This window comes from Paraburkholderia sp. LEh10 (genome assembly GCF_017814945.1).
Taxonomy (GTDB): Bacteria; Pseudomonadota; Gammaproteobacteria; order Burkholderiales; family Burkholderiaceae; genus Paraburkholderia.
On the sequence record NZ_JAGIPX010000005.1, the window covers coordinates 182,398 to 195,195 of the forward strand.

A 12,798-nucleotide genomic window follows, 5' to 3' on the forward strand; every position below is an offset into this window, starting at 1 on the left:
TTCTGCGCGCGCATCGGAGGCAATCGATGACGGCAGCGCCGATCACGAATCCTTGTGCGCCTTCGCATGAGGCTGTGCTTGTGCGTGCGGCTGGGATTGCGCCTGCGGTTCGGTGTGCTTCTGTTTCGATCCGTCGAGCTGCGCCTGCTTTTCGGCCTGGGCGTCGTCCGCGACGGGCGCGCTGTTCGCATCGCCGTTGCCCATCGGAACCACGTGCGCGCGGATCTGTGCGCCCGGACGCACGCGCTGCGTGCCGTTGACGACGATCCGGTCGCCCGGCTGCAAGCCCGCCTTGATGACGCGCAGATTGCCCTGCAGACTGCCGATCTGCACCTCGCGGTACGCGACCTGACTGTCCTTGTCGACCACGAACACGAACTTCTTGTCCTGGTCGGTGCCGATCGCGGCATCGTCGATCAGCAGCGCGGCATGCGGCTCGCTGCCGCCCACTTTCACGCGGGCGTAGAGGCCCGGGACGAGCGACCCGTCGGCATTGTCGAAACGCGCGCGCACGCGGATCGTGCCCGACGACGTGTCGAGCCGGTTGTCGACCGACTGGATCGTGCCCTTGCGTGAATAGCCCGTTTCGTTCGCGAGGCCCAGTTCGACGGGCACCTTGCTGTCGCTCTTCACCTGGCTGATGTACTGAAGATACGTCTGCTCGTCGGCGTCGAACTCGGCGTAGATCGGCGAAACGGAAACGAGCGTCGTCAGCGGCGCGGCGCTCGCGCCCGCATTGACCACGTTGCCGAGCGTGATCTCGGCGCGCGATACGCGGCCCGACACGGGCGCGACGATCTTCGTGTAGCCGAGATTGATCTGCGCCGCTTCGAGAGCCGCTTGCGCGGCCTTTACGTTCGCGCTCGCCTCGCGCGCGGCGTTCTGCTTCTCGTCGTAGTCGCGCTTCGCAATCGCGCTATCGCCGATCAGACGCTGCGCGCGCTCCCAGTCGCTTTGCGCGTAACCGGCGCGCGATTGCGCCGCCGCCAGTTGCGCGGCGGCACGATCGACTTCGGCCTGATACGGGCGCGGATCGATGACGAACAGCACGTCGCCCTTCTTCACGAGCGCGCCGTCCTGGAAGTTCACCGACACGATCGTGCCCGACACCAGCGGCCTCACTTCGACCTTCTCGACGGCGGCAAGACGCCCCGAGTACGTCTGCCAGTCGGTGATGGTCTTCTGCACGACCGTGGCGACATCGACTTCCGGCACGATGGTCGGCGTGGACTGCGCGGGGGCGCGCGCATCGACGCGAATCGCGCCGAACGTGCCGAGCCCCGCAATGACAATGACAGCTAGCGCGGCTACCGCCAGCTTCGAACGCGAGAGAGGAAAAACAGACATGACAGGCTCCGGATTTAGTTAGTAGATGAGTTGTCTATCGGAGTGCGCGCTCGTCGAAGCGCCACTGGAAAAATCGAACCGCTTCGAGCAAAGCCGCCGGATGATTGGCGAGCGCCGCATGCGACACGCTCGGGTAGCGGATCACCTGCGTCTGCACGCCGGCATCGATCAGGTTGCTTGCGTACTTCTCCGCTTCGACGTGCAGCACGTCGTTTTGCGCCGTCACAATCAGCGTCGCCGGCAAGCCCCCGAGGCGCAGCGATTCGAGCGGCGCCGCATACGGATGCACGCGCTGTGACGCCTGCGGCAGATACGCGCGATAACACGCCGCGCATTCGCTCGCCGTGATGTCCGAGCTCAGCCGCTTCTCGTCGCCAAGACGCGTCAGGCTCGGATCGAGCATCGGACCGAACAGCGCTTGCGCGTCGATGCGCACGTCACCGCGGTCGCGGCCGATGAACGCGAGGCAGTTCGCCAGCGAGCCGCCCGCATCGTGGCCCGCAACACCGATCTTTTTCGTGTTGCCGCCGAACGCCCGTGCGCGCGTCTGCACCCACAGCGCCGCGCGGTGTGCGTCTTCGGGCGCGGCGGGGAACGGAAACTGCGGCGCGAGCGAGTAGCCGACCGACACGACGAGCGCGGGCGTGTGCTGGGCGAAATAGCGCGCCGCGTAGTCGGCTTCCTCAATCGAGCCGCGCACGAAACCGCCGCCGTGAAAATAGAGCAGGATCGGCAAGCCGCTTTTGGCGGCGGCCCTGCGGTAAAGGCGCAGTGTGATGTCCTGCGCGTAACCTTCGATCTGCACGTCGGTGACGTCGAGTAACGAGGCGCTATCCACGAGGCTCGCGGCGGACGGAACGAAAGTGTGGCGCGGGTTGAATGCATCCATGTCGAACAGCGCAATGCGCGAAGCTATCGAATGGTGCGAATTGTCGTACCAGCAGACTTCCAAATAAATGCCTATAATCCGGCAACACAATTCGGTGCACCTGAACAATCGAATGACTTTATTCGGCGCCACCAGCCGACTAAAGCGGATGCTTCACCAGTGCTCCGGCTCTTTCGGAGGTTTGCAATGGACCGGCTCCAGGCCATGCAAGTGTTCACCCGGGTCGTCGATACGAACAGCTTCACCCGGGCCGCGGAAACGCTCGATCTGCCACGCGCTTCCGTCACGACGATCATCCAGAATCTCGAAGCCTTTCTCGGCACGCGCCTGCTGCACCGTACGACGCGCCGTCTGTCGCTGACGCCCGACGGCGCCGCGTACTACGAGCGTTGCGTGCGCATTCTCGCGGATGTCGAAGAAACGGAAGCGAGCTTCCAGAGCGGCAACAAGAAGCCGAATGGCAAGCTGCGCGTCGATATGCCGGGTTCGATCGGGCGCCTGCTCGTCATACCGCAGCTGTGCGAATTCCACACCCGTTACCCGGATATCGATCTGCAGCTCGGCTTGTCGGATCGTCCCGTCGATCTGCTGCAGGAAGGCGTCGATTGTGTGGTCCGGGTCGGCGCGCTGCAGGATTCGTCTCTGGTCGCACGGCGAATAGGGTTATTCGAAGGTGTATCGTGCGCGGCGCCCGCATATCTGCAACGCGCGGGCATTCCTCAGACGCTCGAAGACCTCGAACAGCACAAGGCGGTCAATTATTTTTCGAGCCGCACGGGACGGATCATGGACTGGTCGTTTCTCGTCGGCGGCAAGGAAGTCGAGGTGAAAATGAAGGGCTCGGTGTCCGTCAACGACGCGGACGCCTATGTCACCTGCGGCATCGAAGGCTTCGGGCTGATCCAGCCGCCGCTTTTCATGGTGCTGCCGCATCTGCGCTCGGGCCAGCTCGTCGAAGTCCTGCCGGAAATGAAACCGCTGCCGATGCCGATTTCCGCGGTGTATCCGCATAGCCGGCATCTGTCGTCGAAGGTGCGCGTGTTCGTCGACTGGATTGCGGAGCTGTTCGACGCCTGCCCGCTCTTGAGCGGCCGCGCAAGCCTCGACAAGACCTGCACGCAGCGTACGTTCGAGCAAAAGGAATCGGCGCCGGACTTCAATACGCCCGTCGTCACCGAATGGGTCGCATAGGCCGCGCGGCCTGTGTTCACACGGACGATCGCGGCTTCGTGCCGCGATTGTTCTGAAATTGCGACAATTCATTTCATGAAAGTCGGGTTTATCGCCCGCACGTCAAAGCCTACATTTCACCCTGTCGCAGCGCCGAGGGACGGCGCAGCAAATGAACAGGAGTGGAATCATGAAGCGCAATCTGCTGGCAGGTCTTGCTCTCTCGCTGTTGGTCAGCGCACCGGCATTTGCTGGCGGCGGTGGCGGCATTGGCCGCGCAGGCTCGTACAACGATCAATGGTGGCAGCATTCGACGAGCGCATCAGCGCCGAAAACGCGTGCTGAAGTGCGCGCGGAAGAAGCGCTCGCATATCGTGACGGCACATTGCCCTCGCTGAACAAGACCTCGTATCCCGAACAGGGCCTGATTGGACGCACACAAGCCGATCGTCTCGAAGCGCAATCGGACGGCAGCGTGCGCGTGGCTCGCGGCCAGTAACGTCAATTGCAACTTATCCGCAGGAGGTCATCATGAGCCCATCGGAACTCGACGACTGGGGCACCGACGTTCCCGTCTGGACGCCTTATCGCGCACGCTGAGCGTGCCGCGAAGCAGTGTGAAGCGACAACGCGCTCAATCGCACGAATGCGATTGAGCGCGTTGCTTTGCGCGCGCGATGCTCGCGTTGTGCGTCTAGCGCTGCGGCACGCCATTACGCCATTCACCCCAATGCGAAACGATGTCCTGAACCAGCGGATTGCCCGCGAGGTACAGGTTTTCGAGTGCGATGGTGAAGCCGCCTTGCGAAGCATAGTTGAGCAGATTGTCGGCGCTCGTCTGGCCGTCATACGGACGATCGAAGTCCGAGCCCGCGCGCAGCACGGCAACACGGTTCAGATCGACGCGATGGATGGCCGCCGCGCGCTTCAATGCTTCGTACGTTGAGTTGTCTTCCTGTTGCGTCGTGCAGTAGATGCCCTTGCCGTCCGTGAGAATCTTCGTCCAGGCGCGCGCGCGTTCGCCCAGTTTCGTGCCGGACCACCACGTATCGCCTGCAAGCGTGTCACACTGAATCACAGCAGGCGGACGGTTCGCGGGCGCATAACTGTACTTGGCGCGCGCGGCCTGCGCCTGCGTGTTGTCAGAGAGGACGACATGACGCGACAACGCGAAAGCGGTGTCCGCAAGACGGGTATTCAACTGGAAGACTTCAGTGCGGTAATCGAGTGGCGGTTTTTGTGTCGGGTCTTTCGTGTTGATGCCGAGATAGCCGGTATTCCAGCCTGGCGGAATTTCGCGCCCGTCGATTTCCCATTGAATACCGAAATCGACAAGGTACTTTGCCCAGGCCGCAGAGCCCACGGTGCCGCGAGCCGGATCGATGCCCGCGATACCCGCCACCATGAAGTACGTGTGCCGCAGATCGAAACGCGGTGAGAACGCGAGCGCCATCGTCGATGCAGCCGCATTCGTGTGGCCCATGCCTGTCGTCATCACGCAGATGTCCTGCCGGTTGCAATGAACGGCCGGATAGTCGGGCGAGAGACCCGCGACAGGAATGTCTTCCCAAGGTCCCAGCTTGTCGAGCCATACCTGCCCTTCCGGCCCGAACATCGAAATGATCATGACTTTTACCGGCCGGCCTTTTGATTCGCCATTGTCTTGCATAAAGCCGTTGTCGTTCTGCGCATTGGCAAGCGGCGAAATGGCCGAGCATGCGGCCAGTGTCAATGCCGTCAAAGCGCCTATCGTGCGAGTTACCATGACAAGTCCTTTCTTTGAGCTTGTTCGAGGATAGGGAATGGAATGCACGCCCTCGCGTAAAGGGGCGCAGCCAAGTATAGGTTGCATTGAATTGTTTTCCATTATCCAGATTCGATTTATCGATTTGATTAGCTATTTCGCATTAAACAAATCATCGCGTGATGCAATCGGACTAAAAGCAAAAGGCCAGCAAAAAAGCCCGCAAACGACGCATTCAAACGCATCGTTTGCGGGCTCATGAATCACGCGTAAAAATTTAATCGAGCGACGCTTCCGTGCGCACGCGCGGCACGTCCGGCTCGAAGAACACCCAGCGCACCTGCGGAAACTTCTGCTGCAAATCCGCCTCGACCACGTTGATCGCATCGACCATCGCGCGGCCGCTTTCGTAATCGATCATTTCGGCCTGCACCGCGACCACGACATGACGGCCCCATTGCAGCGTGATCAGATTGATGATGCTGCGGATCTCGCTGCGCGTGCGCAGATGCGCCTCGATCGCGCGCCGCACTTCCGGGCTTGCCGATTCGCCGATGATCATCGACTTCACTTCACGCGCGACGAGATACGCAATCACCATCAGCAACAGACCGACGCCGATCGAGCCCCACGCGTCATACGCGGCATTGCCCGTGATCATCGTCATGAGCACGGCGGCAAACGCGATCGCGAGACCCAGCAACGCAGCCACATCTTCGCCCGTGACGACGAGCAGCTCCGACTCGCGCGTCTCGCGAAACCATCGCCACATCGACTTGTCGGGATTGGTCTTGCGAATCTCCCTGAGCGCGCCCATCAGCGAAAAAGTTTCCAGCACCACCGACACGCCGAGCACGGCGAGCGCGATATACGCATGCGACAGCGGCTCGTGCGCGAACAGGCGATGCACGCCCTCATAGACGGAAAACGCGCCGCCGACAAAGAACAGCAGCAACGCGACAAGCAGCGAATAGAAGTAGATCTCGCGTCCCGCGCCGAGCGGATGCAACGGGCTCGCGGGCCGGCGCGCTTGCTTGAGGCCGAACAGCAATAGCACCTGATTGCCGCAGTCGGCCGTCGAGTGAATGGCTTCGGCGAACATCGAGCCCGAACCCGTGAATGCGGCAGCGGCGAACTTGCAGACCGCGATGCCGATATTCGCCGCCAGTGCGTAAAAAATGGCCTTCGATGATTCTTCTTTCATTGGCTCTTCGTTTGTCGTGACGCGAGTGGTTTGCAGGATCGCACGCCGGGAGAATCAAACGACCTCGACACGCGGCGCGCCCTCGTGCAGTTCGCCGATCACGGCGGCCCGAAGGAAGCCGTCCGCGCGGAAGATCGCGAGCACGTCGTCGACGGCGGCGGGCGAACACGACACGAGCAAACCGCCCGACGTCTGCGGATCGGTGAGCAACGTGCGTGCCGTGGCGGGCAAGCCGTCGGCAACGCGCACATCTTCGCCGTACGAAGCCCAGTTACGGCCCGATGCGCCTGTGAATACGCCCGCGGCGGCGAACGCATCGACGCCCTCGATCCACGGCAGATCCGCGTAGCGCACGCGTGCCGTCAATCGCGCGCCGCGCGCCAGTTCGAGCGTATGGCCGAGCAGGCCGAAGCCCGTCACGTCCGTCATCGCGTGGACGCCGTCGAGCGCGGCCAGTTCGGCGCCGGGGCGATTGAGCTTCGTCGTCGCGTCGATCATCGCGGCGTAGCCCGCGGCGTCGAGCTGGTTCTTCTTCAGCGCCGCCGACAGCACGCCGACGCCCAGCGGCTTGCCCAGCACGAGCACATCGCCCGCCTGCGCCGACGCATTGCGCTTCACGCGCCGCGGATGCACGACGCCGATGGCGGCAAGGCCGTAGATCGGCTCGACGGAGTCGATCGAATGGCCGCCCGCGACGGGAATGCCCGCCTGCGCGCAGACATCCTCGCCGCCGCGCAGCACGGCCGCGATCACGTCATGCGGCAAGACGTTGATGGGCATGCCGACCAGCGCGAGCGCGAGGATCGGCTTGCCGCCCATCGCGTAGACATCGGACAGCGCGTTGGTCGCGGCGATGCGGCCGAAGTCATACGGATCGTCGACGATCGGCATGAAGAAGTCGGTGGTCGCGATGATCGCCTGCTCGTCGTTCAGCCGGTATACGGCAGCGTCATCGGATGTTTCCGTGCCCACCAGCAGGTCCGGGAACGACGGCATCGGCATGGTGCGTCTGAGCAGATCGGACAGCACGCCGGGCGCGATCTTGCAGCCGCAGCCGCCTCCATGCGAGAGGCTCGTGAGGCGCGGGACGTCGGGATTCACAGCGGATTCGGTCATGATGATGAACTGGCGGATTGTCGATAGAGGCTATTATCGGACAATCCGCTGCGGCGCTGGCAGCCCGCGCAAAAAGGGTCGCGAAAAGGGTCGCAAAAGGGTCGCGCAAAGATTCGCGCAGGCGGGCCGCGCAAACCGCGCAGGCGCAACGCGCCGGCGTCTCCCGCGACGGCGGCGCGTCAATCACAACAGCAGCGTCGAAGCTCAGCGGCGCTCGAGCGTCGCCATCTCTCGCACGACCACCAGCAGCATCGACAGGCTCGCGCCGCCCGCCGCGCGCAGGTCCGTCAGCAGTTGCGCATAGCGCGCGAGGGCCGCTTCGCGCCGCGCGCGCCATGCTTCGACGACGGCTTCCGCCGTCGTCGCCTCCGGCGCTTCCGCGAGCGCGCTCGTCGTCAGCACGCGCTTGAGCCGCGCAAGCTCTGCGAGCGCCGCGGCCCGCGCCATCACGTCCCAATGCGTCGATGTCGGCAGCGCGGCGGCCCGCTCGCCGATCCAGCCGTAGTTCAACTGCGTGCCCAACTCGAAGTACACGCCCGCGACGAGTTCGAGCCCGCGCTCCGTCGTCGCCGCCACCTCGGCGATATCGAGCAGCGCAGCGGGTATGTCGCCGCTCGCGACGCGCACCGCCAGCTCGCTGTCGACGCCCGCGTCGACCAGCACGCGCTGCCGCTCGGACAGCGCCTCGAGATCCGCGGCGGGCAGCAGCATGGGAAGCTGCGGCGCGAGGCGCTGCGCCGCGTCGCGGCAGCGCGCGATCAGCGCCGTCACACCGCCATCCGTCACCTCGCCCGCTTGCAGATGCCGCAGGAACCACAACGCGGCGCGCTCCAGCAGCTTCGTGATCTCGACGAACATGCGCGCCTGCACATCATCGGCGACGCGATTGTCGAGCGCGTCGATGTTGCGCCACACGTCGTTCAAATCGAACACATCGCGCGCGATCATGCAGGCGCGCACGATATCGCCCGGCGTCGCATCCGTCTCCTCCATCATCCGGTGCACGAACGCACAGCCGACGCGGTTCACGAGCGCATTCGTCAGATGCGTCGCGAGGATTTCGCGGCGCAGCGGATGATGTTGCATCGGCTCGCCGAAGCGCTGACGCAAAGGCTTCGGAAAGTAATCGGTCAGCATGCCCGTCGCGAGCGGATCTTCGGGGACGTCCGAGTCGAGCAGCGCGTCGTACAGCCACATCTTGCTGTACGCGAGCAGCACCGCGCGCTCAGGCGAGGTCAAGCCCTGCTTCGCGGCGACCCGTTCGTTGATCTCGTCGTCGGTGGGCAGGAATTCGATCACGCGGTTCAGGCGCCCCGCGCGTTCGAGGTATCGCATCGTCCGCGTTTCCGCGTCGAGCATGTCGGCGGCGTAACGGCCCGCGATCGACAGCGCCTGCGTCTGATAGTAGTTGTCCTGCAGCACGAGCAGGCCGACCTCTTCCGTCATCTCCGCGAGCAGCGCGTTGCGCTGCTTCTCCGTCATTTCGCCGTCCGCGACCACGAGGCCCAGCAGGATCTTGATGTTCACCTCATGGTCCGAGCAGTCGACGCCCGCGGAATTGTCGATGGCGTCCGTATTCACGCGGCCGCCGTGTTGCGCGAACTCGATGCGCCCCAGTTGCGTGAGGCCGAGGTTGCCGCCCTCCGCGATCACCTTGCAGCGCAGATCGCAGCCGTTCACGCGCACGGCGTCATTGGTCTTGTCGCCGACCTGCGCATGCGTTTCGCGGCTCGCCTTCACGTAGGTGCCGATGCCGCCGTTGTAAAGCAGATCGACGGGCGCGAGGAGAATCGAGCGCACCAGTTCGGCGGGCGGCAGCGCGGCGGCCGTGATGCCGAGCATCGACTGCACGGCGGGCGACAGCGGAATGGTCTTCGCGGTGCGCGCGAACACGCCGCCACCCGCCGAGATCAGCGCCGGGTCGTAGTCCGCCCAGCTCGAACGGTCGAGCGAGAAGAGCCGCTGACGCTCGGCGAAGCTCGTCGCGGGATCGGGGTTCGGATCGAGGAACACATGGCGATGATCGAATGCGGCGATGAGGCGGATATGCTGCGACAACAGCATGCCGTTGCCGAACACATCGCCCGACATGTCGCCGACGCCGACCACGGTGAAATCCGTCGTCTGCGTATCGACGCCCATTTCGCGGAAGTGGCGCTTCACCGATTCCCACGCGCCGCGCGCGGTGATGCCCATCTTCTTGTGGTCATAACCGACCGAGCCGCCCGATGCGAATGCATCGTCGAGCCAGAAGCCGTATTCCTGAGAGATCGCATTCGCGTAATCGGAGAACGTGGCCGTGCCCTTGTCTGCCGCGACGACGAGATACGGATCGTCGGGATCGTGGCGCACGATCTCGGGCGGCGGCACGATCTGCCCACCCACCCGGTTGTCGGTGAGATCGAGCAGCCCGCGCAGGAACGTCTGATAGCACGCGACGCCTTCGCGCATCCACGCTTCGCGGTCGGTCGGCGGCGGCGGATTCTTCACGACGAAGCCGCCCTTCGAGCCGACTGGCACGATCACGACGTTCTTCACCATCTGCGCTTTCATCAGGCCGAGCACTTCCGTGCGGAAGTCCTCACGCCGGTCGGACCAGCGCAGGCCGCCGCGCGCGACGCGTCCTCCGCGCAGATGCACGCCCTCGACGCGCGGCGCGTACACCCAGATTTCGAACATCGGCTTCGGCTCGGGCAGGCCCGGCACTTTCGCCGGATCGAACTTGAACGACAGATAGGGCCGCGGCTTGCCGTCGTCGCCGCGCCGGTAGTAGTTCGTGCGCTGCGTCGCGTTCACCACGCCGAGGAACTGGCGCAGGATGCGGTCTTCGTCGAGGTTGGGGACTTCGTCGAGCGCGCCTTCGATGGCCTTGAGCAGCAGCTCGACGCGCGCCTCGCGCTGCGCCTGCACCGACGGGTCGAAGCGCGCGACGAACAGTTCGACGAGCATGCGCGCGATCGCCGGATTGCCCGTCAACGCGCGTTCGATATACGCATCGCTGAACGTGGAGCCGACCTGCCGCAAGTACTTCGCATAGGCGCGCAGTATCGTCACTTCGCGCGCGCTGAGTTGCGCGCGCAGCACGAGACGATTGAAGTTGTCGTCTTCGATATCGGCCGTCCACACGCGCTCGAAGGCGTCTTCGAACAGGCCCTTCACGCGCTCGATATCGAACTCGGTGTCGTCGGCGAGTTCTAGGCCGAAGTCGTGGATCCACGCGGGCGTGGCGCCCGGTGCTTCGATCAGGTAAGGCCGCTCTTCATCGACGCGCACGCCCAGATGCTCGAGCATCGGCAGGCTGCGCGACAGCGCGATCGGCTCGCCGGCGCGATACACCTTGAAGCGGAACGCGCGCGGGCCGGCTTCGATCGGCCGATACAAATTCATCGCGATCAGCTCGGTGCCCTGCACGCGCTCGATCAGTTCGACATCGCGCACCGCCGTGCGCGCGGGGTAGTCGTCGCGATAGCCGGCGGGAAACGAATCCCCGTATTTCTGCAGCAGGCGGTTGCCCTGCTCTTCGCCGAACGCGTCGAGCAACGCATCGGCGAGATCGTCCTGCCAGCGGCGCGCCACCTGGATGAGCCGCACTTCGAGTTCGCGCGTATCGACATCGGGCATCGCGCCCGGCTCCGCATGCACGACGAAATGAATGCGCGCGAGCGTCGACTCCGAAAGCTGCGGCGTGAACTCGACGTTCGTGCCGTTGAACGCATTCATCAGCAGCCTCGCGATGCGCCGCCGCAGGCCCGTGTTGTACTTCTCGCGCGGCACGAACACGAGACACGAGACGAAGCGGTCAAAGCGGTCGCGCCGCACGAACATGCGCGTGCGCTGATGCTCCTGCAGACGCAGCACGCCCATGGCCGTCTCGTAGAGCTCGTTTTCGTCGGCCTGGTATAGCTCGTCGCGTGGATACGTCTCCAGCACCGTCACGAGCGACTTGCCGAGATGGCCTTTCGGCAGAAAGCCCGCGCGCCGCACGATGTTCGCGCACTTGCGGCGCACGATCGGAATCTCCGACGCCGACGCCGTATACGCCGTCGACGTATACAGCCCGATGAAGCGCCGCTCGCCGTTGATCTTGCCATCCGGTCCGACGAGTTTCACGCCGACATAGTCGAGATAGCCGGGACGATGAACCGTCGCGCGCGAATTCGCCTTGGTCAGAAAGATGGGCGCGGCGCCCGAGATGATGGCGGCAGCGGCGGCCGGCAACGGCGTCACGTCGGACGCGCCCTGGGGGCGCATCGATTCGCGCAACAGGCCGAGGCCCGAGCCCGCGATGCCGCGCAGCCCATACTGGCCGTCCTGCGTAACGAGTTCGTAGTCGCGCTGGCCAAGAAACGTGAAGTGATCCGCGACCATCCATTCGAGGAAGGCGCGCGCTTCCACGCCTTCGGGGCTGGTCTCGCGCGCCGCCATGTCCTTGATCGTCGCGCGCGCGATCTCGATCATCTTCGGCCAGTCTTCGACAGCAGCGCGCACGTCGGCGAGTACCCGCGCGATTTCGTTGCGCAACGTGTCGAGCTTCTCGGCGTCGCCGCAGCGGTCCACTTCGAAATGAATGAACGACGCGAGCTGCGATTGGCCACCGTCAGTCGATGCGCCACCGGGCGCGACGCGTTCGATGCCGCCGTCCTTGCCGCGCCAGATGCGGAACACGGGATGCAGCACGGAATGCAGCGAGAGGCCGAGACGGTTGACGGCAATCGACACCGAGTCCACGAGGAACGGCATGTCGTCGTTGACGATCTCGATGACGGTGTGATCCGAGTGCCAGCCGTGCTGCTCGAGTATCGGGTTGTAGACGCGCAGGCGCTCGCTGCCCGGCACGAAGCGCTGCGCCGTTTGCCAGTGCGCCATTGCGGCGCCGTACAGGTCGGCGATGCTGCGGCTTTGCAGATCGTCGGAATCGGCAAAGTCGTAGTAATGACTCAGGAAAGGTTCGACGACTGCGAATGCGGGCTCGGGCAATCGTCCGCGTGCGAACTCGACGACATCGTTGAGCAGGTGTGCAACGGCCTCTTCGTTCTTCGCTTGCATGACGTCCTCCGCGATGGGCGACAATCGACTGCATCGACTGAAGCGCATTATGCACCCGTTATGTCGAAACGGATTGTGCGCACGCACATCAAGCATGCTTGCTCGCGCCGACGACAGAAGCGTGTCGAATGGAAGTATCGAAAGCGCAAAGGCAGCGTTATAAAGCCGCTAAAAGCAAGCGATAAAACCCGTTCGTTCTGTTGCCTGACGAACATAGGCCAGGGTTCTTCTGATTGGCGCATGCAGCGCCGATGAGTCAAGCTTATAGGTTACTGATCGAGC

The 12,798-nt window shown here is 63.9% G+C and carries 8 protein-coding genes; 2 read left to right on the plus strand and 6 right to left on the minus strand.

The annotated features are described in order from the left end of the window. Nucleotides 1-42: 42 nt before the first annotated feature. A complete protein-coding gene (locus tag J8I87_RS06415) occupies nt 43-1,347 on the minus strand; it encodes an efflux RND transporter periplasmic adaptor subunit (protein ID WP_209930594.1) in 1,305 nt (434 codons plus the stop codon). Between the two features lie 34 nt (nt 1,348-1,381). Further along, nucleotides 1,382-2,236, minus strand: a complete 855-nt coding sequence (locus J8I87_RS06420) for an alpha/beta hydrolase (RefSeq protein WP_209930595.1) — start codon at nt 2,234-2,236, stop codon at nt 1,382-1,384. A 186-nt stretch (nt 2,237-2,422) separates the two neighbouring features. On the opposite strand from J8I87_RS06420, the gene J8I87_RS06425 reads away from it, so the two are divergent. Both J8I87_RS06425 and J8I87_RS06430 read left to right on the plus strand, forming a co-directional pair. Further along, complete coding sequence (locus J8I87_RS06425; RefSeq protein ID WP_209930596.1) at nt 2,423-3,427, plus strand: LysR family transcriptional regulator; 1,005 nt, start codon at nt 2,423-2,425, stop codon at nt 3,425-3,427. A gap of 169 nt (nt 3,428-3,596) precedes the next feature. Next, nucleotides 3,597-3,905 (plus strand): DUF4148 domain-containing protein, encoded by a 309-nt coding sequence (locus J8I87_RS06430; protein WP_209930597.1) that lies wholly within the window; start codon nt 3,597-3,599, stop codon nt 3,903-3,905. Nucleotides 3,906-4,100: 195 nt separating this feature from the next. On the opposite strand, the gene J8I87_RS06435 is transcribed toward J8I87_RS06430, so the two are convergent. From J8I87_RS06435 to J8I87_RS06450, 4 genes are all read right to left on the minus strand, one after another. Next, complete coding sequence (locus J8I87_RS06435) at nt 4,101-5,171, minus strand: purine nucleoside permease (RefSeq protein WP_209930598.1); 1,071 nt, start codon at nt 5,169-5,171, stop codon at nt 4,101-4,103. 256 nt (nt 5,172-5,427) lie between these two features. Then, on the minus strand, nt 5,428-6,354 hold the full coding sequence (locus J8I87_RS06440; RefSeq protein WP_209930599.1) for a cation diffusion facilitator family transporter: 927 nt from the start codon (nt 6,352-6,354) through the stop codon (nt 5,428-5,430). A 54-nt stretch (nt 6,355-6,408) separates the two neighbouring features. Further along, on the minus strand, nt 6,409-7,470 hold the full coding sequence (selD, locus tag J8I87_RS06445; RefSeq protein WP_209930600.1) for a selenide, water dikinase SelD: 1,062 nt from the start codon (nt 7,468-7,470) through the stop codon (nt 6,409-6,411). A gap of 204 nt (nt 7,471-7,674) precedes the next feature. After that, entirely contained in the window at nt 7,675-12,516 is a 4,842-nt protein-coding gene (locus J8I87_RS06450; protein ID WP_209930601.1) for an NAD-glutamate dehydrogenase, read from the minus strand. Nucleotides 12,517-12,798: the final 282 nt, after the last annotated feature.

Coding starts and splice junctions, on each gene's coding strand:
- J8I87_RS06435 (WP_209930598.1), bottom strand. CDS start 5,171: ATGGTAACTCGCACGATAGGCGCTTTGACGGCATTGACACTGGCCGCA.
- selD (WP_209930600.1), bottom strand. CDS start 7,470: ATGACCGAATCCGCTGTGAATCCCGACGTCCCGCGCCTCACGAGCCTC.
- J8I87_RS06430 (WP_209930597.1), top strand. CDS start 3,597: ATGAAGCGCAATCTGCTGGCAGGTCTTGCTCTCTCGCTGTTGGTCAGC.
- J8I87_RS06420 (WP_209930595.1), bottom strand. CDS start 2,236: ATGGATGCATTCAACCCGCGCCACACTTTCGTTCCGTCCGCCGCGAGC.
- J8I87_RS06415 (WP_209930594.1), bottom strand. CDS start 1,347: ATGTCTGTTTTTCCTCTCTCGCGTTCGAAGCTGGCGGTAGCCGCGCTA.
- J8I87_RS06425 (WP_209930596.1), top strand. CDS start 2,423: ATGGACCGGCTCCAGGCCATGCAAGTGTTCACCCGGGTCGTCGATACG.
- J8I87_RS06450 (WP_209930601.1), bottom strand. CDS start 12,516: ATGCAAGCGAAGAACGAAGAGGCCGTTGCACACCTGCTCAACGATGTC.
- J8I87_RS06440 (WP_209930599.1), bottom strand. CDS start 6,354: ATGAAAGAAGAATCATCGAAGGCCATTTTTTACGCACTGGCGGCGAAT.